Here is a 23484-nt window from a genome sequence, read left to right as displayed (position 1 = left end):
CAAGGCATCTGTGATGAAATGCGACCCCACTCTTTATCGCGCTGCAGAGCCATCACTTGCCGTGAAGCCCCGTCTGATCCGTCATCTGTTCCTGCCGCCACTGATCATCGCCCTGATGGTCGGGCTGGGTTTTATCGGCTTCTGGACCAGTGAACACTTCGGCATCCGCAGCCTCGGCGAGAACGGTCAGCGTCAGCTGGAACTGCACGCTCGCGCGGTCGAAAGCGAGATCAGCAAATACACCTACCTGCCCAGCCTGCTGGAACTCGAAACCAGTGTGCCGCAGTTGCTGGCCGACCCGACCCCGGAGCACCGGCAGACGGTCAACGACTACCTCGAAGGCCTGAACCGCCGCAGCCGCAGCCGGGCCATCTACGTCATGGACACCACCGGCCGGGTCATGGCCACCAGCAACTGGCGCGATGTCGACAGTTATCTGGGTGAAGACTTGTCCTTCCGCGCCTATTTCAAAGACGCCGTGCGCGGCCAGCCCGGGCGCTTCTATGGCATCGGCAGCACCAATGGTGAACCCGGTTACTACCTCGCCCACGGCCTCGAAGAGCACGGCAAGATCATCGGTGTCGCGGTGGTCAAGGTGCGTCTGGAAGCCATGGAAGAGCGCTGGCAACGGGCGCGTCTGGAAGCGTTCGTCAGCGATGAGAACGGCATCATCATTCTCTCCAGCGATCCGGCCAGGCGGCTGAAATCGGTAATTCCGCTGAGCGACGAGGTCAAGGAAAAACTTGCCCGCAGCCTGCAGTACTACTGGTTCCCGCTCAACGAACTGCAACCGCTGGCCCGCGAGACACTGGCCGAAGGCGTGGAGAAACTGACCTTCCCGGCCAACACCGAATTACAGCCCGACGAAGACGACATCAGTTATCTGGCGCAAACCCGACTGCTGAGTGACACGCCGTGGAATTTCACTCTGCTGACACCGTTGCAGGACCTGCGCCGCGAAGCGATCAACCAAGGCATTCTGGTGGCGGTGGCGTTCGCCCTGTTTGCCTTCCTGCTGATTGCCTGGAACGAGCGGCGCAAAGTCCTCGCCACCCGCCTCGCCGCCCGCGAAGCGTTGCAGGAAGCCAACAGCCAACTGGAGCGTCGGATTACCGAACGCACCGCCGATCTGCGCGCCAGCAACGAACGCCTGAAGAGTCAGATCCGCGAGCGCCGCCAGGCCGAGGAGACTTTGCGCCGCGCCCAGGATGAACTGGTGCAGGCCGGCAAACTCGCGGCCATCGGCCAGATGTCGACCAGCATTGCCCATGAACTGAACCAGCCGCTGGCGGCGATGCGCACGCTGTCGGGCAACACCGTGCGCTTTCTCGAGCGCGGCCAGCTCGACGTCGCCAGCACCAACCTCAAAACCATCAACGACCTGATCGACCGCATGGGCCGCATCACCGCCAGCCTGCGTTCGTTTGCCCGGCGCGGCGACAACAAGGGTCAGGCCAGTCTGGGCAAAGCCGTCGACGCCGCCTTGCAAGTGCTCGGCGCGCGCGTGGAAAACACCGCGCTGCAGATTCACCGGCAGTTTGCCGATGTGCAGCTGCTGATCGATCAGACCCGCCTCGAACAGATCCTCGTCAACCTGATCGGCAACGCCCTCGACGCCATGCACGCGCAACCGCAGCCGCAGCTGTGGCTGGAGGGTGAAGAATTCAACGGCAAGTATCGCTTGCGGGTGCGCGACAATGGCCACGGCATCGACGCCGAAGCGCGCAAGCATCTGTTCGAACCGTTCTTCACCACCAAACCCGGCGAGCAAGGCCTGGGCCTGGGCCTGACCCTGTCCGCCAGCCTCGCCGCCGCTACCGGCGGGCACCTGGGTGTCGAACACCCGGCCGGCGGTGGCACCACTTTCGTCCTCAGTTTACCGTTGGTAAGCCCTCTTTCTGCCGAGCCAATATGAACCCTGAACTCAGTGTGCTGATTGTTGAAGACGACCCCCATGTGCTGCTCGGCTGCCAACAGGCGCTGACCCTCGAAGACATTCCGTGCATCGGCGTCGGCAGTGCCGAAGAGGCGCTGGCGCAGGTCGGCGACAACTTTGCCGGCATCGTCATCAGCGACATCCGCCTGCCGGGCATCGATGGCCTGGAATTGCTCACCCGTCTCAAGCAACGTGACCGCAGCCTGCCGGTGGTGCTGATCACCGGCCACGGCGACATTTCCATGGCCGTCGGCGCGATGCAGAAAGGCGCCTACGATTTCATGGAAAAACCGTTTTCGCCGGAGCGTCTGGTAGACGTCGCGCGGCGGGCGCTGGAGCAACGCAGCCTCGCCCGCGAGGTTTCCTCGTTGCGTCGACAACTGGCTGAACGCGACTCCCTTGAAGGGCGGATCATCGGCCGTTCACCAGCGATGCAGAATCTGCGCGAACTGATTGCCAACGTCGCCGACACTTCGGCCAACGTCTTGATCGAAGGCGAGACCGGCACCGGCAAGGAACTGGTCGCCCGTTGCCTGCACGATTTCAGTCGGCGCCACAGCAAACAGTTCGTCGCGCTGAACTGCGGCGGCCTGCCGGAAAACCTTTTCGAAAGCGAGATCTTCGGCCACGAAGCCAACGCCTTCACCGGCGCCGGCAAACGCCGCATCGGCAAGATCGAGCACGCCGACGGCGGCACGCTGTTTCTCGACGAAGTGGAAAGCATGCCGCTGCCGTTGCAGATCAAGTTGCTGCGCGTATTGCAGGAACGCACCCTCGAACGGCTCGGCTCGAACCAGAGTGTGGCGGTGGATTGCCGGGTGATTGCGGCGACCAAATCCGACCTCGATGAGTCGAGCAAGGCCGGCGAGTTTCGCAGCGACTTGTACTACCGCCTCAACGTCGTGACCCTGGAATTGCCACCGCTGCGCGAACGCCGCGAAGACATCCTGCAACTGTTCGAACACTTCACCCAGCAATCGGCGCTGCGCTTCGACCGCGCGCTGCCGGAGCTGGATAACCAGACCCTGTCGAACCTGATGAGCCACGACTGGCCGGGCAACGTGCGCGAACTGCGCAACGTCGCCGAACGCTTCGCCCTCGGCCTGCCGGCTTTCAAGAAATCCGGGGCCAGCGCCGGCCAGGGTCTGGCGTTTGCCGAAGCGGTGGAAGCGTTCGAGCGCAATCTGCTGGTCGACGCCTTGCAACGCAGCGGCGGCAACCTGACCCAGGCCAGCCAGGAACTGGGCATGGCCAAGACCACGCTGTTCGACAAAGTCAAAAAGTACGGGCTGAGCCACTGATGGACCTGATTCTCAAAGCCGCGATCGGCGCCGCAGTGGTGCTGATCCTCGCGGCACTGTCCAAGACCAGAAACTACTACATCGCCGGTCTGGTGCCGCTGTTCCCGACCTTTGCCCTGATTGCGCACTACATCGTCGGCAAGGGCCGTTCGGTCGACGACCTGAAGACCACGATCGTGTTCGGCATGTGGTCGATCATTCCCTACTTCGTGTACCTGGCGACGTTGTATGTGATGGTCGACCGCATGCGCCTGGAAGCGTCACTGGCGGTGGCGGCGGTGGCCTGGTTGATAGCGGCGACGGTGCTGGTCAGCGTGTGGGTCAGGCTGCATGCCTGAACCCACGCGCATCTGCCTCTAGCGACCGTAGACTCTGGCCAGTTGCGCGGACGACAGAGCATCCTCGAACGGCACCGGCACTGACTTCACCGCACCGTAGAGATTGCGGTAGCGCCAGTAGTTGCCGTTCTGCGCCAGTTGATAACCACGCTCGACCACGCGCTGGCCGTCGAGCACGTAACGCAGGGTTTCCTGCGCGGCGGGCGGTGGCGTCGGTTGCATCAAATCGGCGCTCAACACGCGCATGGATTCGTCAATGCATTCGTCCAGCACGGCGGTGACCTTGGCCAGGTCAAGAGCGCCGTCATCGATGCATTGCTTGCCGCAACGACGGATCGGCTGACTGGCCACTTCGATGCGCATGCGATACAGCGGCGAGCCGGCGATATCCTGCAACTGCACCTGATTGACCAGCACGAAACTGCCGCGATCGGGCGTCAGCATCAGCTTCGGTTCGATCAGCAAGCGTGCCGTCACCGCACCCTCCCCCTGCTTGAATCCGGACACCTGCGACGCCGCCTGAAAACGCTGTTGCAAGCGCTCCTGCAACGGCACGCCAGCAAGCAGGTCGGCCAGCGGCCGCGATTCGTTCAGCGCGGCTTTTTCGGCATCGCGCTGCAACGTACCGGAACCCATTTGCGTGTTGATCAGGCTGGCTACCAGAATCCCCGCCAGCCCGGCGCCCGCGCCGGAGCTCGATACCAGCGTGTAACTGGAATTGGCCGCATTCACTGCCGCCTTGCTATCGATCACCGTGCTGGCGCCGACGAATTCCGCCGGCAGTTGCACGTCGACCTTGAGCCCGTGAGCCTGCACATAGCTCATGGCGGCCTGATCCTTGAAACCGGCCTCGGGTGCCGGTTTCTGCGCACAGCCAGGCAACGCCAGCAGCGAGATCGCCGCGAGGGTCAGCGCCAGACGTTTCATTGCGCGAACGGGGCGATCATTTGCTGCCGGCTGTTATCCATCGCCTGATAAAACGCGTTGGACAGGTTGGTGTAGGACGGCTCGTCCCACTCGCCTTGCGCGGCCTGCACAGCGGCGAATGGCTGGTACCACAAGAGTTTGTTGTCCGACAGATCGATCACCATGCCCTGGCCGCCGACCTGGGCCATCGGCACGCTGGTGGGCACAATGCTGTAGTAACTGCGGGTGGCACCGGTGGCATAAATCGATACCAGCAGCAGACGGTCGATGCCGTGGGCGGCTTTCATCGGCGACAGGTCCTTGGTCATGTAGCCTTCGCGGAAATCGACTTCCTTGAAGGTCTTCAGATCGACCTTTTCATCAATGCGCTTGGCCTTGTAGCCCTTGGCTTGCAGCTTGGCGACGATGGCGTCGGGCAGGGTTTCCAGATCGCGCACCTGCCAGGTCTCGACGTTGGCGCTGAGCTTGCTGTTGACGCCGGCGTTGATGGCGTAATCAAGGATGCCTTGATTGCCGGTCAGCGCCAGCACCGGCGACGGTACGACGGTAATGGCCACACCGATGGTCGGCTCTTTGGCATCCCAGAACTGTTTGTCCAGGGCCACGGGCGGTTGCACATGGGCGCAGCCGGTGAGGGTCAGTACGGCGAGCAGAGCCAGCGCGGCCCATTGACGTGTAGCGCGAAAAATCATGGATCAAGTCCCTATGTCTGAAAACGTTCCTGCGCCTTATCGGCAACAACGCGGCAAACAATAGTGGCACATTGATATTTTTTTGGCGACAGGATGCTGGCACTGTTACAGCAGATTGTTCGGCGCCGCCGGATCGACCTGCGCCCAATGCGAAGTGTCCTCGCGATGCGCCTGCAGATACGGCAGCACCGCCGCCAGCAACGGCTCCTTGAACGCCTCCTGAAAGCGATGCGCCAGCCCCGGAATCAATTTCAACTGACTGCCCTGAATGTGCGCCGCCAGATGTACGCCGTGCATCACCGGCAGCAGCGGATCTGCCGTGCCGTGCACCACCAGGGTCGGCACGCGCAGCTGATTGAGCAATGCCACCCGGCTCGGCTCGGCAAGTATCGCCATGATCTGCCGTTTGACGCCTTCGGGGTTGAATGCACGGTCGTAGGACGCCGCCGCCTGTTGCAGCAAGGCCTGTCGATCATCCGTCACCGTCGGGCTACCGAGTGCCGCGAGCAGATCGGCCTGTTGCTCCAGCGCCACTTCGCGGTTCGGCGCGCCCCGCCGCGAGAGCAACTGCACCAGCGCCGCACTCGGTGCCGGCAGGCCTTCAGCGCCGGAAGTGGTCATGATCAGGGTCAGGCTTTCCACCCGCTGCGGCGCCATCGCCGCCATGTGCTGGGCGATCATCCCGCCCATGCTCGCGCCGAGCACGTGGAATTGCTCAACCTTCAGCGCCGTCATCAAGCCCAGCGCATCGTCGGCCATGTCAGTCAGGCTGTAAGGGGCCGAGACCGGCAGACCGAGTTTGTAACGCAGCACTTCGAAGGTCAGATTGGCCTCGATCGGCGCCTGCCGCCAGGTCGACAATCCGACGTCGCGGTTGTCATAGCGGATCACCCGGAAACCCTGCTGGCACAAAGCGACAACCACTTCATCCGGCCAGTGAATCAACTGCCCACCCAGGCCCATGACCAGCAACAGCGCCGGGTCCGATGCACGACCGATACTTTGATAGGCAAGACTGACCTGCGCCAGCTCGGCGTGCTCGGTCGGCACGTTGACATCACAGCGTCCGGCTGCAAACGAGCCGGCCCCGAACAAAAGCGCGGCCAACGCGGCCGCGACTGAAAACAATCTCTTGAACATGAAAAACACCAAAACGCAGCACCCCAGTAGAGCGCGAGTCTGATGAAGTTCGTGCGAGCGCGCTGCCACAGTTGCATGACAGTTTGATGAAGAGTGCCGAGCGGTCGGCTGTCGATTGCATCGCCGGATCATGGCCGGCAGATCGACAAAGCCAACGTCATGAGACAAACTCACCTTCCCCGCATTCGTCACAAGTTTTCTTCATGGAGCCTCGCCGGTGCTTGAAATCCGACATCTGAAAACCCTGCATGCCCTGCGCGAGGCCGACAGCCTGGTGGATGCCGCCGACCGTTTGCATCTGACACAGTCAGCACTGTCGCACCAATTCAAAGAGCTGGAAGAGCGCATGGGCATGCAGTTGTTCGTGCGCAAGACCAAACCGGTGCGCTTCACCAGCGCCGGTTTGCGCCTGCTGCAACTGGCCGACGCCACCCTGCCGCTGTTGCGCGCCGCTGAACGGGACATCGGTCGGCTGGCCGGTGGCACCGCCGGGCGTCTGCACATGGCGATCGAATGCCACAGCTGCTTCCAGTGGCTGATGCCGACCATCGACCAGTTCCGCGATGCCTGGCCGGAAGTCGAGCTGGACCTGGCTTCGGGTTTCGCTTTCGCGCCGCTGCCGGCACTGGCCCGTGGCGATCTGGATCTGGTGGTGACCTCCGATCCGCTGGAAATTGCCGGCATCACTTACGTGCCGCTGTTCACCTACGAAGCCATGCTCGCCGTGGCCAATCAGCATGCACTGGCGAGCAAGCCGTACATCGTTCCTGAAGACTTGTTGACCGAAACGCTGATCACCTACCCGGTCGAGCGCGATCGCCTGGACATCTTCACCCGCTTCCTCGAACCGGCCGACATCGAACCGGCGCAGGTGCGCACTTCAGAACTGACGGTGATGATGATGCAACTGGTCGCCAGCGGCCGTGGCGTCTGCGGCATGCCGCACTGGGCGCTGCATGAATACAGCTCGCGCGGCTATGTGAAGGGCAAACGGTTGGGTGAGAAGGGCTTGTTCGCGACGCTGTACGCGGCGATTCGCACGGACATGCTCGACGCGCCGTACATGCGCGATTTCCTGCTGACCGCCAAGGACACCTCGTTTTCGACCCTCGATGGTGTCAGCGCCGTACGCTGATCTGCTGTGCAGGAGATGATCGTTCCCACGCTCTGCGTGGGAATGCCTCAACGGACGCTCTGCGTTCGGCTTTGGATGGGACGCAGAGCGTCCCGGGCTGCATTCCCACGCAGAGCGTGGGAACGATCAGCAGGCGGAAATTATCGCTGGGTCAGAGCTGGCGCCACATGTGGATCTTGTCGAAGTAGTCTTCGCCCACCCGCACGGCGAGCGGTTCGAGGCCGTACTGAATGAAGCCGCAACGCTGGTACAACTGAAAAGCCGCGTCATTGCCGGCGGTGACGGTGAGCTGCAGCAGTTTCAGCGCCGGATGCTTTTGCGCTTCGGCCAATGCCGCCTGCACCAGATCAAAGCCCAGACCCTTGCGACGAAAATCTGCCGAGACATACATGCCGAACAGCGTGGCCTTGTGGCGCGCCTTCTCTCGCGGTTCGAACGCCAGGCCGACAATCCCGGCCAACGTCCCGGCATCGAATGCCCCTAGCACCACATCGAGCTTGCTGGTCAGGCGCGCTTCCCACCAACTCAACGGCATCACCGCGCGTTCGCGCACGCTGGAAGTGAACGCCTGCGGATGCCGGTCATAGGCTTCAAGCATCAGTTCGCGATAAGCCAGGGCATGGCTGGCGTCCAGCCGTTCGATCCACATGTCAGGCGGCCCGGCGTTGTTCGAGCATCAGTTTTACGGCGAGGCCGCCGAGCACCAGGCCCATGAAATAACGCTGCATCGCCAGCCACGTCGGGTTGCGCACAAACCACGAGGCGATGCCTGCGGCGAACAGCGCGATCAACAGATTGACGCTGACGCTGACGCTGATCTGCGTCAGGCCGAGGACGATGCTTTGGGCGAACACCGAGCCGTGCTCAGGGCTGATGAATTGCGGAAACACCGACAGATAGAACACGGCGATTTTCGGGTTCAGCGCACTGGTGAGAAAGCCCATGGTGATCAGCTTGCGCGACGAGTCCGGCGGCAATTGCTGCGCTTCGAACGGCGAACGCGCGCCGGGTTTCAGCGCTTGCCAGGCCAGCCACAGCAGGTACAACGCGCCGGCCCATTTCAACACTTCATAAGCCATCGGCACGGCGAGAAACACCGCCGTCAAACCCGCCGCCGCGGCGAACATATGCACGAAAAACCCGCCGACCACGCCAAGCAACGAAGTCACTCCGGCGCGGCGGCCCTGACAGATCGACCGCGAGATCAGATAGATCATGTTCGGCCCCGGCGTCAGCACCATCAGCAATGCGGCGGCGGCGAAGATCAGCAGGTCTTGCAACGGGATCATGGCAACGTCCTTTGCGGGAATGATCAGGCGAGTGCCGTCAATGAACGGCGATAAAACGGCAGGATGTGCTCGCGTGTCAACGGCGCCAGCTCGAGCGCCGGATCAGTGGCCGGATCGACCCATATGACTTCCTCGATTTCCGCCGCCGGACACACGTCAGTATCGATGGTCAATTGGAAGATCTCCGCGTGCACGCTGAAGCCCGGCTCGTTGGCAGCGGGGGCGGAAAAACTGTTGAGGAAAATCGCCTGCGTCGGATCGATCTGCAGCCCGAGTTCTTCTTCCAGCTCACGGGCCAATGCGTGTACCGGCAACTCGTGGGCTTCGATCTTGCCACCCGGTTGCATGAACGCCGCGGTGCCGCGCTTGCGCACCAGCAGAGTCTGGCCTTGGGTGTTGAGCAGCAGCGCAGCGGCGATGTGAATGGTCGACATAAAGGAATCCCTTGGCGCAAAAGCGCCAAGGATCCCATGCCCGTCAGAGGGAAGCCAAGCCACGAAGCTCAGGTCGCTTCCTGAAAATCCAGTTCCGGCGGCTGACGGCGGAAACCACCGGTCAGCACGGCGAGATACACCACACCAATCGCCAGCCAGCTCAGCCCCAGCCACACCGCCAGATGATCAAGGCTGACCATCAGCCACAGGTCGGCGACCAGACCGATCAGCGGGCAGAGCAGAAACAGCAGCAACTCGCGCGGGCCTTTTTTCTCGCCGCCGATCCAGTAATGGAAGATCACCGACAGGTTGACCAGGCTGAACGCCAGGAACGCGCCGAAGTTGATGAACGAGGTCGAGGTGGTAACGTCGAGTTTCAGCGCCAGCAACGCCACCGCCGCGCACAACAGAATGCTGTTGACCGGGGTGCCGAAGCGCGCATGCAAGGTGCCGAAAAAAGACTTCGGCAAGACGCCGTCGCGGCCCATGGCGAACAACAGTCGCGAACCACTTGCCTGGGCCGACAGCCCCGAGGCGAACTGGCCGACGATCAGGCCGATCAGGAAGATCGACACGAACAGGTCGCCACCGATATTGCGCGCAATTTCATAGGCTGCCGAGTCGACGCTGTCGAACTGGAACGATGGATGAGCGATCTGCACGAAGTACGAAACGCCGACGAAGATCAGGCCGCCAATCAGGGTGATCAGCATGATCGCCCGGGGAATGGTGCGGCGTGGATCGCGGGTCTCTTCGGTCAGGGTGCTCACAGCGTCAAAGCCAAGGAATGAATAGCAGGCAATCGCCGCGCCGCTCATGATCAGCGGCATCTGCATGTCGCCGTTGAAGAACGGTTTGATCGACCACAGCGGCGTGCTCGCATCGCCGCCGATGTAGTGCACGCACAGCGCAACGAAGGCAATCAATACGAGGAACTGCACCAGCATCAGCAAGGCGTTGATGCCATTGGCCAGTTTCAGCCCGACGATGTTGATCGCACTGGTGATGCCGATGAACGCCAGCACCCAGATCCATTGCGGGATCGACGGGAACGCCGAGGCCAGATAGGCCGCGCCGATCAGCCAGATCGCCATCGGCAGGAACAGGTAATCGAGCAACACCGCCCAGCCGGCAATGAAACCGAGTTTCGGGCTGATCGCCTTGCGCACATAGCTGTAAGCCGAGCCGGCAACAGGGAAAGCGGCGGCCATGCGTCCGTAACTCATGGCGGTGAAGAACATTGCCACCAGCGCGGCCAGGTAGGCGGCCGGCACCATGCCGGCGGTGGACTGGGCGAGGATGCCGAAAGTGCCGAGGACAATGATCGGCGTCATGTAGGCGATGCCGAACAGCACCACCGACCCTAGCGAAAGGGTGCGTTGCAAACGAGCCATGGGCGACTTACTCCGAATGTTATTGGATTTATGGCAGAGCCGGGTTCGGCGAAAATTTCGGGTGTGGCTGATTATTTTTGTTCGACTGAAGATCGTTACCCCCCTCACCCCAGCCCTCTCCCCCAAAGGGGGCGAGGGGGAAAGGGAGCCGATCTATGTGGACTTCAGTATCTGAGTTCGACTCGGTATCTCAGGTCGATGTATTTCGAAACTACACCTCGGTCAGTCCCCTCTCCCTCCGGGAGAGGGCTAGGGTGAGGGCAGCGGTTATGGGTGTGGAATCAATAGCTCGCGAACACCGCAAGCCTGCTCCACCACCTCCCCCGGCAACTTCAAACGCTGATCATCCAGATAGCGATAATCCTTGCGCGCAATCTCCAGTTGCGTGAAATCCAGCTCGACCCTGAACCGCCCTTCTTCGCGTCCGGCCTCGAACAGCAGCGCACCCAGCGGATCGACCAGCGCGCTGCCGCCGGCAAACACCAGGCCGTCATCCCCTGCATCAACGCGATTGACCATCAGCGCAAACGCCTGGTTTTCCTGGGCGCGGGCCATGATCGCGGTGCGGTGGGTCGGGCCGTACGGGTCCATGTTGCCGTTGGTGACGATGAGCAATTCCGCACCCAGTTGCGCCAGGGCGCGGGCGGTTTCCGGGAACTCGATGTCGTAGCAGATCAACAGGCCCACGCGCACGCCGTTCCACACGCAGGTGGCGTAACGGTCGCCGGCCTCGAACACGCCGCGATCCGAAGCCCACAGATGGGTCTTGCGGTATTTCAGGGCGATGCCTTCGGGAGTGATCAGCAGCGTGGTGTTGTAGAAGCGGCCGTTGTCGTTTTCGGCCATGCCGATCACCACAGCCATGTCACGCTCACGCGCTGATGCGAGCACGGCGCTGACGGTCGGGCCGTCGAGCGGTTCGGCGATCTGCGCCACGGTTTCGGCGTTGGGGAAGCCCATCAGGTGGGTTTCCGGGAACACGATCATCTGCGTGTCGGCCGCGCAGGCAGCAATCGCCGCCAGTGCGCGTTGCAGGTTGTAAGCCGTGTCGTTGTCACGGCCCGCCAGTTGGGCGAGTTCGACTTTCATGGTTATCCCTTGTTATGTGGCCCGGCCCGGAAAGATTGCCCGGTGCCCGTCTGTGGGCCAGTATGCGCAGCAAGCAACCGGCCAGGGAATCACGCGGCCGGGGTAACCCGATTGGGGTAGATCGATGACACTTTCGTTGAATGACATCACTTGGCACCGCGCGGTCGGGCAATTGATCGACGCGCTCGACAAGCCGAATTTCTGGGCGCAACTGGTGCGCCTGCTTGAGCAGTACGTGGCGTTCGATAGCTGGGTGGTGCTGCTGTTCAGCGCCGATCAGCATCCGCAAGTCTTCGCCGAATGCCCCGGCGAGGACGGCAGCCCGGACCCGCTGTTCCAGGATTACCTGCGCGGGCTGTATCTGCTCGATCCGTTCTACATCGCCTGCCGCGAGCAGTCGCGCACCGGCCTGTATCGCCTCTCGGAAGTCGCGCCGGAGCATTTCGAGCTGACCGAGTACTACCAGCGATACTTTCGTCTGAATGTGGTGGCCGACGAAATCCAGTTCAATTGCCAGCTCGAGGGCGAGCGCACGCTGTGCCTGTCGCTGGGCAGTGAAAAACGTTTCACTGGCGAACAGATCGCTTTGCTGTCTTTGATCCAGCCGTGGGTACTGGGTCTGTTGCGCCAGCGTCTGCCGTACGAGATCAACGAAACCGTGGCCCTCGCCGCCGCACCTGCGCAGGCAGACTGGCGGGTGCAACTGGAAGCGTCGGTGCAACAGCTCAAGGGCGCCCAATTGACCGCGCGGGAACTGGACGTAGGGCGTTTGATGCTCAGCGGTTGTTCCAGTAAGGAAATCGCCCGCAAGCTGGAAATCTCCGTGGAAACCGTGAAAGTCCATAAGAAACACATGTACAGCAAGCTGGGGATCAAATCCCAGTCCGAGCTGTTTTCGATTTTTCTGCAGGCGCAGAACGCCTGAAACAATGTGACTAACGCTTTTTGTGGGAGCGAGCCTGCTCGCGAAGAGGCCCTCATGGCCGACATCAAGGTTGGCTGGTCCGCCGTCTTCGCGAGCAGGCTCGCTCCCACAGAAATGCGTGCCGTTGCACAAAATTGAGTCCGAACCAAGGAACCCGTATGAGCCTGTCTTTGCTGAGCCGCTACGCCTTCTTTGCCGTCTGCGTGATTTTCACCCTCGCCAGCCTGCCCTTTCTCGAACATGACTGGCTGTGGCCGATCACTGCCGTCACTGGGGTGCTGAGCCTGCTCGGCGTGTTCGACCTGTTGCAGACGCGCCATGCAGTGCGCCGCAATTATCCGATTCTGGGCAACATCCGTTATCTGGTCGAAGGTATCCGCCCGGAGATTCGCCAGTATCTGCTCGAGTCCGACAGCGACGCCCTGCCCTTCTCCCGCGCCCAGCGTTCGCTAGTGTACTCGCGAGCGAAAAACGAAACCGCCGACAAACCGTTCGGCACGCTGATCGACGTCTACCAGTCCGGCTTCGAATTCATCGGCCACTCGATGCGCCCGGCGCCGTTGAGTGACCCGAACGGTTTCCGCGTCACTGTCGGTGGTCCGCAGTGCACGCAGCCGTACTCGGCGTCGATCTTCAATATTTCGGCGATGAGCTTCGGCTCGCTCAGCGCGAACGCGATCAGGGCGCTGAATCAGGGGGCGAAACTCGGCAACTTCGCCCACGACACCGGTGAAGGCAGCATCAGCCCGTATCACCGCGAACATGGTGGTGATCTGACCTGGGAGCTGGGCAGCGGCTACTTCGGCTGCCGCACCAGCGACGGCCGTTTCGACCCGGAGCGCTTCGCCGTACAGGCACAGAATCCGCAAGTGCGCATGATTGAAATCAAGATGAGCCAGGGCGCCAAACCCGGCCACGGCGGGATCCTGCCCAAGCACAAGGTCACCAAAGAGATTGCTGAAACCCGCGGCATCCTGATGGGCGAGGACTGCGTTTCGCCGTCGCGCCACAGTGCGTTTTCCACGCCGATCGAGATGATGCAGTTCATCCAGCAACTGCGTGAGCTGTCCGGTGGCAAACCGGTGGGTTTCAAGTTCTGCCTCGGCCATCCGTGGGAATTCATGGGCATTGCCAAGGCCATGCTGGAAACCGGCATTCTTCCCGACTTCATCGTCGTCGATGGCAAGGAAGGCGGCACTGGCGCAGCGCCTGTCGAGTTCACCGACCACATCGGCGTGCCGATGCGCGAAGGCCTGTTGTTCGTGCACAACACCCTGGTCGGCCTGAACCTGCGCGACAAGATCAAACTCGGCGCCAGCGGCAAGATCGTCAGCGCCTTCGACATCGCCAGCGTGCTGGCCATCGGCGCCGACTGGGCCAACTCGGCGCGCGGCTTCATGTTCGCCATCGGCTGCATCCAGTCACAGTCGTGCCACACCAACAAATGCCCGACCGGCGTCGCCACCCAGGACGCCCTGCGCCAGCGCGCTCTGGTGGTGCCGGACAAGGCCCAGCGCGTCTACAACTTCCATCGCAGCACGCTCAAAGCGCTGGCGGAGATGCTCGCTGCCGCCGGGCTCGATCATCCATCGCAACTGTCGGCCAAGCATCTGGTGCGGCGCATGTCGGCGACCGAGATCAAACTGTTCTCGCAGTTGCACGTGTTTTTGAAACCGGGGGAGTTGCTCACCGGTGAGGTGAATGGCGAGTTCTATTCGCGGATGTGGCAGATGGCGCGGGCGGACAGTTTTGAGCCGGCAGAAGTCGTCGCTGCGTAACGGCTGAAAGGTGTGCATTTCCATTCGGAATGCACACCCTTACCGATCATGGTGCAAACGTACGTATCTTGAATAAACGCACATGACCTATTTCTTCCTTATCGATAATTTTTGCTTCGTATCTTTGCAAAAGTTCGACTTCCTGAGCAAAGCCAGCACCATAGTTCGTTTCCAGAACATAAAAATCTTTTGGGCGACCGGGCAACGACAAATCAGCTTTCAGCTTCTCTAAATTATTCACAAGCAGCGGAGACTCCAGCAATTTGAAATAGACGCCAAACTGAACCGCATCAAGCGAATAAATTGGCAACACCTTTGACTTACCCATTACAGAGATGACGATATCTCTCATGTGCGTTTCGCGGGAGTAGGGATTTTCAGGATCCCTTAGATAACTGACATCCTTGAATAAAGGCGTAGCAGAAAATGTCATCAAAACCACCAGCATTAAAATTTTTACTGTCACATCTCTTATATTGCCAACCGCGTGCGCAGCTACCAGCAATACCGCAGGCAGAAGAAAAATAAAATTGCGTATAGTCGCCACCGGCCGTAGATAAACAGAACAGACATAGGGCACCACAATTCCTACTACCCCCCAGAACATAATCAGCCTGTAAGTACTTGTGCCTGCAGGATTTCCAGCTATCGAAACCAGCCCTGTAATCAAGATTACTGCGCACAAAGCAGCTAAAAACGAATCTCCAAAATACGACAGGAAAACCTTGAAAAAAAACACATCCTCAGGCGGTTGAATCCAGAACTCCCGCGAAAAGCTACTCTCAGCGTACGATAAAGCAGGAACCACGGTTAACGCGGCGAAAAATCCAGCGCAAGCGAACTTGTATATAACTTGGCTCTGGACTTCACTGCGCAAGATCATGCGAAGCAACACAAGCACCTGAGCAAAGACTGGCAGATAGCCGAAGTAATGAGTATTTATCAGTGCAGCGGAAATCAGCCAGTAGCAAAAAAAATCCTGCCCCCTGCCTCGACTCAAGCAACGCAAAAAGACCACAAAAGACAAAACGGTAAGCAACGTCAAAAGCGCATAAGAGCGAGTCTCTTGCGAATACTGAACCAAAAAACTGTTGACCGATGCCAACCACGCAACGATGAGCCCTATTTGCTCATCAAACAATTTGCGCCCGAGGAGGAATATAGCGGGAATCAACAGCACGCCGATTACCGCAGAGAGATACCGCCCTGTGTGCTCTCCAAATCCGACAGCATGATAATAAGCCCACAGTAAAATCTGATAAAAGGGAGGATGAACATCATTCAATGTAGTTCGATAAACGTCAAAGAATCCATTTTGCGGATCGCTTACCGACACACTGAAGGCCTCATCCAGCCACAGGCCAGTAGCATCGATGTTGCGCAACCTTACATACAGGCCAAATCCAATCGCGCCAGTCAGACACAGGTACATTGCCAACTTGTACTTTCGCGACTCAATGTCCATTTTCATCTCCTCAGTAGTTACTCAGCCATGAGCAAAACCGGCTACCGACCTCTTCCATAAAAGTGCGAGCATCCCCACCCCGACCGCCAACCACAACGTCACCAGCCGCAACAAAACCGTCGCCGCGATCGCATCCGCCAACCCGACTCCGCCTGAAACCAGCAGCGCTAGCATCACTGCTTCGGCAGTGCCCAAGCCGCCCGGCATGAAACTCAACGCCCCCGCCAACATGGCCACCGCATAAATAAAGATCGCTAACGTCAGCCTCACGTCCGCGCCCATCGCCTGCAAAATCCAGTAAAACGCCAATGCTTCAAGCCCCCAGGCCAGCAGGCTCAATAGCGTTGCGCCCATGACGCGACGAGGAGAATGACAGCGGCGCGACTGACGCAATACCTGAACGGCATGCCCCAGCAACCGCGAGAATCTGTCGTGCCGTTGCTCAGTGCGACGATCAATCGCGCTGGCAAGGCTTGGGGAAAACATCATCGATGCACCGCATGCCAGGAGGACGAAACTGGCAACGATCATCGACAACCATTCCGGATGCGCGCTCAAGCCGAAGAATGCCAGGCCCGCCATCGCCAGCAGGTCCGCAAGCCGCTCACTGAACAGCGCGGCAAAGCTCTGTGCGTAAGGCACCTCCAAACGTTTGAGCAAAACACCGCGCAACGCCTCCCCGGCCTTGCCGGGAGTAGTCGTCAGGGCGAATCCGGCCAGGTAGATGTTCAAGCTCGGCCGCCAGGGCAACCGGTGGCCCAGGGCAGACAGATAACCCTGCCAACGCAAGAAACGCAGACCGTATCCAAGCAAAACCACGCTGACGATTTGCCCGCACTGCCACCAGCCCACTCGACTGACCGCCACGCTCACAGCCGACCACCCACCCCACAGGGAAACAGCGAGATAAGCGAGGGCGGAGCAGATCACCGAGCCAATCAAAACGCGATAGCGCCACCCGGATAACATCAGTCTCTGATTCACAGGTTCAGCCTCTTGAACAACGGCTGCGGCATCACCCGAATCAGCCACATGATCAGCCCCCAAAACCCGGGCACATACAGCACCGCCACCTGTCGATTGATCCCTCTGACTATTCGCCGGGCAACCGTATCGGGTTGCGCTACAAGCAAGGAGGGCAGCGCCAGCCCTTGCGTCATGGGCGTGTCGACTAACCCGGGCTTTATCGTGATCACATGCACACCCGCCTTGAACAAGCGTACCCGCAGGCCTTCGCAGAACGTGGACACGGCCGCCTTTGCCGCGCCGTACAGGTAATTGGAAGGTCGTCCTCGATCCCCGGCAACCGAGGAAATGACCGCCAGCGTGCCGTGCTGCTGGACAGCCATGCGGTTTGCCAACAGCGTCAACAGCGCGATCATTGAACTGCCGTTATTGGCGAACTGCTCCATGGCCTGTTCAACGTGTTGTTCGCACGCGTACTGATCTGGCAGCGAGCCATAGGCAATCAGACAGATATCCACCGTCTGCAACGTCGCCAGGCACTTCTCGTACATGACCGGATGTGCGGCGATATCACTGGCGTCCATGACGTACGTGGTCACGGCTCTGGCACCTCGAGCCTGCAGATCGACACTGGTTTGCTGGAGCTTTTGCGCATCCCTGCCGACCAGGAACAATTCGCTGCGATCAGCCGCCCACAATCGTGCGCAAGCGCAGGCAATCGCCGAGGTGGCGCCCACAATCAGTATTTTTTTCATCGCGTGACTCGCTGCCAGAAACGGGACATCAGGGTTGGATCGCGCATCGCTTCCAGTTGCTCCCAGGCGGGATAGGCCTGGCGAAAATCGCTGCCGCTCATGTGAGCGTCCTTGGCTGGATACAAACGACCGCCTGCTTCCCGCACGATGGCGTCGAGCCGCGGCAGAAGTTTTTTCGGCAGATCTATGTCGTGTGGAAAGTCCAGCGCCAATGAAGTACCGGGCATAGGAAAGGAAAGCCATCCCGGCGAAGGAATGTCGCCACAACGCTTGAGTACCGCGAGGAAAGAGCCACTGCCGCTACGCGCAATCGACTTGAGTAATTCGGCCAGTGCCACGGCTGCAACCGAGGCCGGCAATACGCACTGAAATTGCTGGAAACCTCTGCGTCCGTAGATGCGATTCCAGTTTTCGATACGGTCCAGCGGATAGAAAAACGAGCTGTAGCCAACCTTTTGATGTTGTCCGTTCGCTGGCTGCCGTTTCCAGTAGTGATCGTTGAACAGTTTCAAGGTGAGCGAATTGATCAGCGATACCGGAGGGCGGATCGGGACAGACAGAGAACGTGGTGCAGCGACCTCAAGGGGCCCCGCCACGCAATGATCACCAGCCGTGAAGCATCCGCGCCCTAGCGCATTGCCCTTGGCCAGGCAATCGATCCACGCGACGCTGTATTCATGCTGCGCATCCATGTCGGCCGACAGGGCAAAAAAATCATCCAGACAGTCAAAACGCACCCGTGTGCTGTCGATCAGGCTCGACTGGATCTTGCGCAGACGAATGCGCACCCAGGTAATCACGCCCGTCAGGCCGAGCCCGCCGATCGTTGCAGCAAACCACTGAGGATTTTCCCGCAGCGAACAGACCATCGGCGATTGCACGGATCGGTGCAGTTCGAAACACACCAGCGAATGAGCAAACGTGCCGCAGCGATGGTGATTTTTCCCGTGGACGTCATTGGCCACCGCCCCACCCAGCGTTACGTGCCGCGTACCGGGCGTGACGCGTAAAAACCAGCCGCGGGGAATGGCCAATTGCAGAATCTCGCCCAGTGTCACACCCGCTTCTGCGCAGATCTCACCCTTTTCCCAATCGGCTTCGATGAAGCGGTTCAGGGGGCGTAATTGCAGCACATGATCGCTTGCGGCCATGCAGCTATCGCCATAGCTGCGGCCATTGCCAAACGGTAACGTTGTCCCGTGAGATTCGATCAAATGCTGCCACTGCGGTCTGATATCCGCTTGCCAGTGGCAGGGACGACCACTCTGCGGGGCATGGGGATAGTTTCCCCAGGAAGCCAGCGAGGCCATCATGCCGCCATCCAGAAAATCAGACAGAACGCCGTTCCCATCACCAGACTCAAGCGATCACGCAGTGCGAAAACCACCGGATCCTCATTCATGCGGCCGCGATGCGTCAGGAGCCAGATACGGGTGATCCAGAGCAGCATCAATGGGCAGGCAAACCAGAGCCATCGGGGAGATGTGTACAGCTGGGTAGTCACGCTGTCATGGATGTAAAGCGCTAACACCAGGACGGCGAGATAACCGGATGCGGCCCCCAAAGAGGAGAGCATTGCCAGGTCCGCAGGAAAGTAGTCGCGGCCGCCGGTCTTACCGGTGATGCCGCTGTGCAGCGCCAGCAACAGCTCGGCATAGCGCTTGACCAGCGCGAGGCTCAAAAACATGAACATGGAAAAAGCCAGCATCCACCCCGTCAGGTCGAGGCCAAACGCGGCGCCACCGGCAATGATGCGCAAGGTATAAAGCAGCGCCAAGGCGATCACATCCAGTGCCATCAACCGCTTCAGCGCCAGCGAATACACCAGCGTCAAAATGTAATAAGAGGCGAGCACGGCAACGAATGGATGAGGCAGCCACAACCAGGCACCGATGAACGAAGCTGACAACAGCAGGGGAAAAACCACCAGACCGGACTGGATAGATAACGATCCACTGGCGAAAGGTCGGTGGCGTTTGGTCGGGTGCTTGCGGTCATCGTTCAGGTCGAGCAAGTCATTCAGGAGATAGACGCTCGATGCACACAAGCCGAAAAGTATGAAGGCCAGCATGCCGCGCCCCAACAGCAGCGGATTGGCCATTAGATGCGCGGCAAAAAGGGGAACGAAAATCAGCACATTCTTCATCCATTGATGAATGCGCAAGGCCTTGTACAAACTTCTGAAGTACGTAACCCGAGATTGAACCACCTGAACTACGTTATCCATGTGCCGGGTGGCGCGTTCGACGCCTGCTAAAGGGTTGACGATATATGCACGTCTGGCCGAGCGCCAAATCGGCAAGTCGTCCAGCGAGTTACCGATGTAATCGAACCCTTTTTCCCCATATAACGTCACCAGCACATCACGCTTGTTCGTTCCGGAAAGGTTCTGCTCAAGGGTCGTACCCAAAACGTCATCAAAGAGCTTCAGGTGCTCGGCGATACGTACCGCCAATGTGTGATGACTGGCCGTGGCCAGAACAATTTTCCGACCGGCATTGCGCTGTTCCTCAATCATCCGGAGCGCGTCGGGATCATAGGGCAAAGTCGCGACATCGATGTCCGTCGCCATTGCCAGTCGATCTTTCAGATACGCCTTGCCATGCCAGAGCCAAGGTAAGAGTTTCAGGCAGTGCAATGGTTTGCTGCGGACAAAGGACATCACACATTCGAACAGCAGATCAGATTTGAGGAGGGTCCCGTCCAGATCAACCACGAAGGGCATTGAAGTAGCGCAGGACGCTGACATCGGCAGTACGTCAGGCAGCGAGACGTTCATGCCCGTCGCCCTCTAAAAAGGACAAAGCGGAAAACGCAGTACCCTAAAACAATATTCACCAGCGAAAACGAAGCGACCGTCACCAGCCCGGACAAGCGCCAGACGTCCGCGATGACACCCACGCCAAAACTGACGCCGCCCATCAGGCCGATGAACATCAGATAGGGAAATACCGGCGTTTCCCTTTCAAAGATATAAAGCATGTTCAGATAGAAAGAGAGCGCAGCAGCTACGCAGAACGCCGCAAAGTTGCTGGCTGCCTGACTCAGGGCGGCCGCCTGACAGAGCACGAAAAATATTTGCCAATGGATGAGCGCATCGGCCAGTCCGATAACGGTAGTTGCAGAGAATCCTTTCATGGTGGTTGCCAGCCGCTTCCAGAGGACGGACCTCCAAGCTAGGCCGGAGCTTGAAAACGGTCTACTGTCAGAAATTACAGGTAGAGGGCTTTATCCGACCAGCGGTCATCTTGTCGTACTCACGTGTCAATTGCTCATCGCGTGCGATTTCAATGCGTTGACCGTTAAACGCCGTGCCCATAAAACCCAAAAGCCCCGATCTCTCGATCAGGGCTTCGTTGTTTACGCACTTACGGTTCAAGAAACCGAACGCACCGAACCTTGCGACACTTGCGTCGGCTGCAACTTGAACACGTAAAACAACACCGTCAACAACACCAGAAACGCCGGCCCGACATACAGCGCCACGCGGGTATCCGGGAAGTACGCCATCAGGCCGACCACCAGTACCAGAAACGCCAGGGCGAAATATGAACTGACCGGGTACAGCCACATCTTGTACTTGAGCCCGGCACGTTCGCTGGCGCTCAGGCCTTTGCGGAATTTCAGCTGGGCGAGGAGGATCATCACCCAGGTCCAGATCGCACCGAAGGTGGCAATCGAGGTGACCCAGACGAAGACTTTTTCCGGCACCAGATAGTTGAGCACTACGCCCAACAGCAACACCGCAATTGACAGCAACAGCGCGCGGCGTGGCACGCCGTTGTTCGAGGTCTTGGCGAAACCGGCCGGGGCCTGGCCGTTCTGCGCCAGGCTGTAGAGCATGCGCCCGGTGCTGAAGATGCCGCCGTTGCACGACGACAGCGCCGCAGTAATCACCACGAAGTTGATGATACCGGCGGCGGTCTTGATGCCCAGCCGCTCGAAGGTCATCACAAACGGGCTGCCCTGGGTGCCGATTTCGTTCCACGGGTAGATCGACAGAATCACGAACAGCGCGCCGACGTAGAACAGCAGAATCCGCCAGAACACCGAGCCGATTGCGTCAGGAATGGTCTTCTGTGGATTCTTCGCTTCACCGGCGGTGAGGCCGATCATCTCGACACCGAGGTAGGCGAACATGACCATTTGCAGCGACATCAGCACACCGGTCACGCCGTTGGGCATGAAACCGCCGTGGGCCCACAGGTTGGAAATGCCCAGCGCCACGCCATCATTGCCGAAACCGAAGGCGATGATGCCGACGCCGCCGATAACCATGGCAATGATGGTGACAATCTTGATCAGGGCGAACCAGAATTCGAATTCGCCGAAGGCTTTCACCGCGATCAGGTTGATCGAGCCCATGCTGATCAACGCCGCCAGGGCCCAGATCCAGCGCGGCACATCCGGGAACCAGATACCCATGTACACCGCCACCGCAGTGATTTCTGCGACGCAGGTCACCAGCCACAGAAACCAGTAATTCCAACCCGTGAGAAAGCCTGCCAGCGGACCGAGATAGTCCTGCGCGTAGCGGCTGAACGAACCGGCCACCGGGTTATGCACGGCCATTTCGCCAAGGGCGCGCATGATCACCAGGATCGCCAGACCGCCAAGGATGTAGGAAAGCATGATCGCCGGACCGGCCATCTGGATGGCTTTGGCCGAGCCGAGAAACAGGCCGACGCCGATACAGGCACCGAGCGCCATCAGGCGGATATGCCGTTCGCCGAGTTCACGTTTGAGCGGACCGCCCGAAGCGGTGTCGCCGTGCGGCAGAGGATTGCCAACTGGCATAGGGGTACAACCTCGTCTTGTTATTGGATATGACCACCGGGTTTCGAAGCGTCGGCCGATAGGCCTTGGCTGGGCAGGAAACCGCGTCTGCTTCGTGGGCTGACGCGTCTTGCAGGGCGGGCCTGAAAGATCAGCGGGGCGTGCAGTATAAAAAGCTCAGGGCAGGATTTTTCACTCTAAAAGTCCCAACATTCAGCGACAACTCTCGGCAATAGTGGGTTCTGCGGAGAGGCATTACCTGCATTACGTAGGAAAAGTCGTCACTGAAAAAGCCGCGAAGTATTGCACAGACATGGTGCAGCGTCATGTTTCAGCCCTAGGGCATTTGATCCACTGTGTGATGTCTCGCCTCGCGCTTGATCACGGATAAATCGCCCGACGGATTCAGAAATTTCGCTCAACAGTTGCAGCGCCGAGCGGGGTGGCCAACCACTAACCTTTGAAAAAGCCAGGAGCACATGCAAGGAAGCTCACATGCCAGTCCGTCCCAACTCCCACCGTCTGCGCCAAGGTCGTTTCTCGGAAAACGGTCGTGCCTATTTCGTCACCTCTGTCATCCACGAACGCCAGCCCGTATTTGCAGATTGGCAGACCGGCCGATTACTGGTTGCCGAACTGCGCCGGGCTCATGAGCAAGGAGTCGCGCAATCCATCGCCTGGGTTGTCATGCCTGACCACTTTCATTGGCTGATGCAATTGCAACGCGGCTCACTTGGTGAAGTCATTGGCGGTGTAAAGGCTCGCTGTGCGCATGCGGTTAACAGAAAAACCGGACGTCACGGACCGCTGTGGCAAACCGGCTACCACGACCGTGCGATCCGTGACGGCGAGGACCTGGAGCCCTTCGCCCGCTACATCATCAATAATCCTTTGCGAGCCGGGCTGGTCGATAACCTCGGTGATTACCCGCTTTGGGATGCCTACTGGCTCTGAGCACAATAGTTCTATGGAATAGGTGGATTTCTTCGTCACACAGACAACATCCCGGGATGTGCACAACATCCTTGTGGTGAGGGGATTTATCCCCGCTCGGCTGCGAAGCAGTCGTCATTTGCTCACACGCGGAGGGCCTGTAGAAACTGTGGTGGCAGGTTTTGGGGCTGCTTTGCAGCCCAGCGGGGAT

General features: G+C 59.5%; 22 protein-coding genes. 7 read left to right on the top strand and 15 right to left on the bottom strand.

From position 1 onward, the window contains the following. The first annotated feature begins 13 nt into the window (after positions 1-13). From D8U61_RS08860 to D8U61_RS08850, 3 genes are read left to right on the top strand one after another with little or no spacing between them, the layout of a single operon-like run. Positions 14-1915: an ATP-binding protein gene (locus tag D8U61_RS08860; RefSeq protein ID WP_130926776.1), complete on the top strand. Its 1902-nt coding sequence runs from the start codon at positions 14-16 to the stop codon at positions 1913-1915. Then, on the top strand, positions 1912-3237 hold the full coding sequence (locus D8U61_RS08855) for a sigma-54 dependent transcriptional regulator (RefSeq protein WP_024014166.1): 1326 nt from the start codon (positions 1912-1914) through the stop codon (positions 3235-3237). The genes D8U61_RS08860 and D8U61_RS08855 overlap by 4 nt, the downstream gene beginning before the upstream one ends. An 8-nt stretch (positions 3238-3245) precedes the next feature. Then, positions 3246-3575, top strand: coding sequence for a GlpM family protein (locus tag D8U61_RS08850; protein ID WP_172834034.1), 330 nt, complete (start codon positions 3246-3248; stop codon positions 3573-3575). 18 nt (positions 3576-3593) lie between these two features. Here the strand turns inward: D8U61_RS08850 and D8U61_RS08845 are convergent, their stop codons facing one another. From D8U61_RS08845 to D8U61_RS08835, 3 genes are all read right to left on the bottom strand, one after another. Continuing rightward, a complete protein-coding gene (locus D8U61_RS08845) occupies positions 3594-4502 on the bottom strand; it encodes a hypothetical protein (RefSeq protein ID WP_122611879.1) in 909 nt (302 codons plus the stop codon). Then, positions 4499-5194: a hypothetical protein gene (locus tag D8U61_RS08840; RefSeq protein ID WP_024014168.1), complete on the bottom strand. Its 696-nt coding sequence runs from the start codon at positions 5192-5194 to the stop codon at positions 4499-4501. The genes D8U61_RS08845 and D8U61_RS08840 overlap by 4 nt, the downstream gene beginning before the upstream one ends. A gap of 105 nt (positions 5195-5299) precedes the next feature. Further along, a complete protein-coding gene (locus D8U61_RS08835; RefSeq protein WP_130926775.1) occupies positions 5300-6334 on the bottom strand; it encodes an alpha/beta hydrolase in 1035 nt (344 codons plus the stop codon). Between the two features lie 217 nt (positions 6335-6551). On the opposite strand from D8U61_RS08835, the gene metR reads away from it, so the two are divergent. After that, positions 6552-7469 (top strand): transcriptional regulator MetR, encoded by a 918-nt coding sequence (gene metR, locus D8U61_RS08830; protein ID WP_016773382.1) that lies wholly within the window; start codon positions 6552-6554, stop codon positions 7467-7469. Between the two features lie 151 nt (positions 7470-7620). On the opposite strand, the gene D8U61_RS08825 is transcribed toward metR, so the two are convergent. The 5 genes from D8U61_RS08825 to D8U61_RS08805 all read right to left on the bottom strand — a co-directional run bounded on the left by D8U61_RS08825 (position 7621) and on the right by D8U61_RS08805 (position 11675). Next, a complete protein-coding gene (locus D8U61_RS08825) occupies positions 7621-8118 on the bottom strand; it encodes a GNAT family N-acetyltransferase (RefSeq protein WP_130926774.1) in 498 nt (165 codons plus the stop codon). A gap of 1 nt (position 8119) precedes the next feature. After that, complete coding sequence (locus tag D8U61_RS08820) at positions 8120-8758, bottom strand: LysE family translocator (protein WP_130926773.1); 639 nt, start codon at positions 8756-8758, stop codon at positions 8120-8122. Between the two features lie 23 nt (positions 8759-8781). Next, the gene (locus D8U61_RS08815; RefSeq protein WP_130926772.1) at positions 8782-9192 is read right to left on the bottom strand and encodes an NUDIX domain-containing protein; all 411 of its coding nucleotides are present in this window, start codon (positions 9190-9192) and stop codon (positions 8782-8784) included. 68 nt (positions 9193-9260) lie between these two features. Beyond that, complete coding sequence (locus tag D8U61_RS08810; RefSeq protein ID WP_024014173.1) at positions 9261-10586, bottom strand: APC family permease; 1326 nt, start codon at positions 10584-10586, stop codon at positions 9261-9263. 267 nt (positions 10587-10853) lie between these two features. Beyond that, on the bottom strand, positions 10854-11675 hold the full coding sequence (locus tag D8U61_RS08805; RefSeq protein ID WP_130926771.1) for a carbon-nitrogen hydrolase family protein: 822 nt from the start codon (positions 11673-11675) through the stop codon (positions 10854-10856). A gap of 124 nt (positions 11676-11799) precedes the next feature. Here D8U61_RS08805 and D8U61_RS08800 point away from each other — a divergent pair, with 124 nt between their 5' ends. Together D8U61_RS08800 and D8U61_RS08795 are read left to right on the top strand one after the other, a co-directional pair. Next, positions 11800-12600, top strand: a complete 801-nt coding sequence (locus tag D8U61_RS08800) for a LuxR C-terminal-related transcriptional regulator (protein WP_024014176.1) — start codon at positions 11800-11802, stop codon at positions 12598-12600. 158 nt (positions 12601-12758) lie between these two features. Then, a complete protein-coding gene (locus tag D8U61_RS08795) occupies positions 12759-14378 on the top strand; it encodes an FMN-binding glutamate synthase family protein (protein ID WP_125925656.1) in 1620 nt (539 codons plus the stop codon). Between the two features lie 46 nt (positions 14379-14424). Here the strand turns inward: D8U61_RS08795 and D8U61_RS08790 are convergent, their stop codons facing one another. The 7 genes from D8U61_RS08790 to D8U61_RS08760 form a co-directional block, all read right to left on the bottom strand. After that, positions 14425-15843, bottom strand: coding sequence for a glycosyltransferase family 39 protein (locus D8U61_RS08790; protein ID WP_016773375.1), 1419 nt, complete (start codon positions 15841-15843; stop codon positions 14425-14427). Positions 15844-15864: 21 nt separating this feature from the next. Continuing rightward, positions 15865-16812: a flippase-like domain-containing protein gene (locus tag D8U61_RS08785; protein WP_081489869.1), complete on the bottom strand. Its 948-nt coding sequence runs from the start codon at positions 16810-16812 to the stop codon at positions 15865-15867. A gap of 11 nt (positions 16813-16823) precedes the next feature. Then, on the bottom strand, positions 16824-17564 hold the full coding sequence (locus D8U61_RS08780) for an SDR family oxidoreductase (RefSeq protein ID WP_016773373.1): 741 nt from the start codon (positions 17562-17564) through the stop codon (positions 16824-16826). After that, on the bottom strand, positions 17561-18877 hold the full coding sequence (locus D8U61_RS08775; protein ID WP_130926770.1) for an FAD-binding oxidoreductase: 1317 nt from the start codon (positions 18875-18877) through the stop codon (positions 17561-17563). The genes D8U61_RS08780 and D8U61_RS08775 overlap by 4 nt, the downstream gene beginning before the upstream one ends. Continuing rightward, positions 18874-20343, bottom strand: a complete 1470-nt coding sequence (locus D8U61_RS08770) for a UbiA family prenyltransferase (protein ID WP_241663609.1) — start codon at positions 20341-20343, stop codon at positions 18874-18876. The genes D8U61_RS08775 and D8U61_RS08770 overlap by 4 nt, the downstream gene beginning before the upstream one ends. Then, entirely contained in the window at positions 20340-20702 is a 363-nt protein-coding gene (locus D8U61_RS08765) for a GtrA family protein (protein ID WP_016773371.1), read from the bottom strand. Before D8U61_RS08765 ends, D8U61_RS08770 begins: the two co-directional genes overlap by 4 nt. 237 nt (positions 20703-20939) lie before the next feature. Further along, complete coding sequence (locus D8U61_RS08760; RefSeq protein WP_110646216.1) at positions 20940-22361, bottom strand: amino acid permease; 1422 nt, start codon at positions 22359-22361, stop codon at positions 20940-20942. Between the two features lie 474 nt (positions 22362-22835). Between D8U61_RS08760 and D8U61_RS08755 the strand changes: the two genes are divergently transcribed. Then, positions 22836-23294, top strand: a complete 459-nt coding sequence (locus D8U61_RS08755) for a transposase (RefSeq protein ID WP_016773369.1) — start codon at positions 22836-22838, stop codon at positions 23292-23294. The last annotated feature ends 190 nt before the right edge of the window (positions 23295-23484 follow it).

Origin of the sequence: Pseudomonas sp. Sample_14 (assembly GCF_004307515.1) — a bacterium.
Classification (GTDB): domain Bacteria; phylum Pseudomonadota; class Gammaproteobacteria; order Pseudomonadales; family Pseudomonadaceae; genus Aquipseudomonas; species Aquipseudomonas atacamensis.
This window is presented reverse-complemented; position numbering and strand designations above follow the sequence as displayed.

Excerpts from the sequence above, each read along its gene's own strand:
- D8U61_RS08860 (WP_130926776.1), top strand. The coding sequence starts at position 14 with ATGAAATGCGACCCCACTCTTTATCGCGCTGCAGAGCCATCACTTGCC.
- D8U61_RS08855 (WP_024014166.1), top strand. The coding sequence starts at position 1,912 with ATGAACCCTGAACTCAGTGTGCTGATTGTTGAAGACGACCCCCATGTG.
- D8U61_RS08845 (WP_122611879.1), bottom strand. The coding sequence starts at position 4,502 with ATGAAACGTCTGGCGCTGACCCTCGCGGCGATCTCGCTGCTGGCGTTG.
- D8U61_RS08840 (WP_024014168.1), bottom strand. The coding sequence starts at position 5,194 with ATGATTTTTCGCGCTACACGTCAATGGGCCGCGCTGGCTCTGCTCGCC.
- D8U61_RS08835 (WP_130926775.1), bottom strand. The coding sequence starts at position 6,334 with ATGTTCAAGAGATTGTTTTCAGTCGCGGCCGCGTTGGCCGCGCTTTTG.
- D8U61_RS08825 (WP_130926774.1), bottom strand. The coding sequence starts at position 8,118 with ATGTGGATCGAACGGCTGGACGCCAGCCATGCCCTGGCTTATCGCGAA.
- D8U61_RS08820 (WP_130926773.1), bottom strand. The coding sequence starts at position 8,758 with ATGATCCCGTTGCAAGACCTGCTGATCTTCGCCGCCGCCGCATTGCTG.
- D8U61_RS08815 (WP_130926772.1), bottom strand. The coding sequence starts at position 9,192 with ATGTCGACCATTCACATCGCCGCTGCGCTGCTGCTCAACACCCAAGGC.
- D8U61_RS08810 (WP_024014173.1), bottom strand. The coding sequence starts at position 10,586 with ATGGCTCGTTTGCAACGCACCCTTTCGCTAGGGTCGGTGGTGCTGTTC.
- D8U61_RS08805 (WP_130926771.1), bottom strand. The coding sequence starts at position 11,675 with ATGAAAGTCGAACTCGCCCAACTGGCGGGCCGTGACAACGACACGGCT.
- D8U61_RS08800 (WP_024014176.1), top strand. The coding sequence starts at position 11,800 with ATGACACTTTCGTTGAATGACATCACTTGGCACCGCGCGGTCGGGCAA.
- D8U61_RS08795 (WP_125925656.1), top strand. The coding sequence starts at position 12,759 with ATGAGCCTGTCTTTGCTGAGCCGCTACGCCTTCTTTGCCGTCTGCGTG.
- D8U61_RS08790 (WP_016773375.1), bottom strand. The coding sequence starts at position 15,843 with ATGGACATTGAGTCGCGAAAGTACAAGTTGGCAATGTACCTGTGTCTG.
- D8U61_RS08785 (WP_081489869.1), bottom strand. The coding sequence starts at position 16,812 with ATGTTATCCGGGTGGCGCTATCGCGTTTTGATTGGCTCGGTGATCTGC.
- D8U61_RS08780 (WP_016773373.1), bottom strand. The coding sequence starts at position 17,564 with ATGAAAAAAATACTGATTGTGGGCGCCACCTCGGCGATTGCCTGCGCT.
- D8U61_RS08775 (WP_130926770.1), bottom strand. The coding sequence starts at position 18,877 with ATGATGGCCTCGCTGGCTTCCTGGGGAAACTATCCCCATGCCCCGCAG.
- D8U61_RS08770 (WP_241663609.1), bottom strand. The coding sequence starts at position 20,343 with ATGAACGTCTCGCTGCCTGACGTACTGCCGATGTCAGCGTCCTGCGCT.
- D8U61_RS08765 (WP_016773371.1), bottom strand. The coding sequence starts at position 20,702 with ATGAAAGGATTCTCTGCAACTACCGTTATCGGACTGGCCGATGCGCTC.
- D8U61_RS08760 (WP_110646216.1), bottom strand. The coding sequence starts at position 22,361 with ATGCCAGTTGGCAATCCTCTGCCGCACGGCGACACCGCTTCGGGCGGT.
- D8U61_RS08755 (WP_016773369.1), top strand. The coding sequence starts at position 22,836 with ATGCCAGTCCGTCCCAACTCCCACCGTCTGCGCCAAGGTCGTTTCTCG.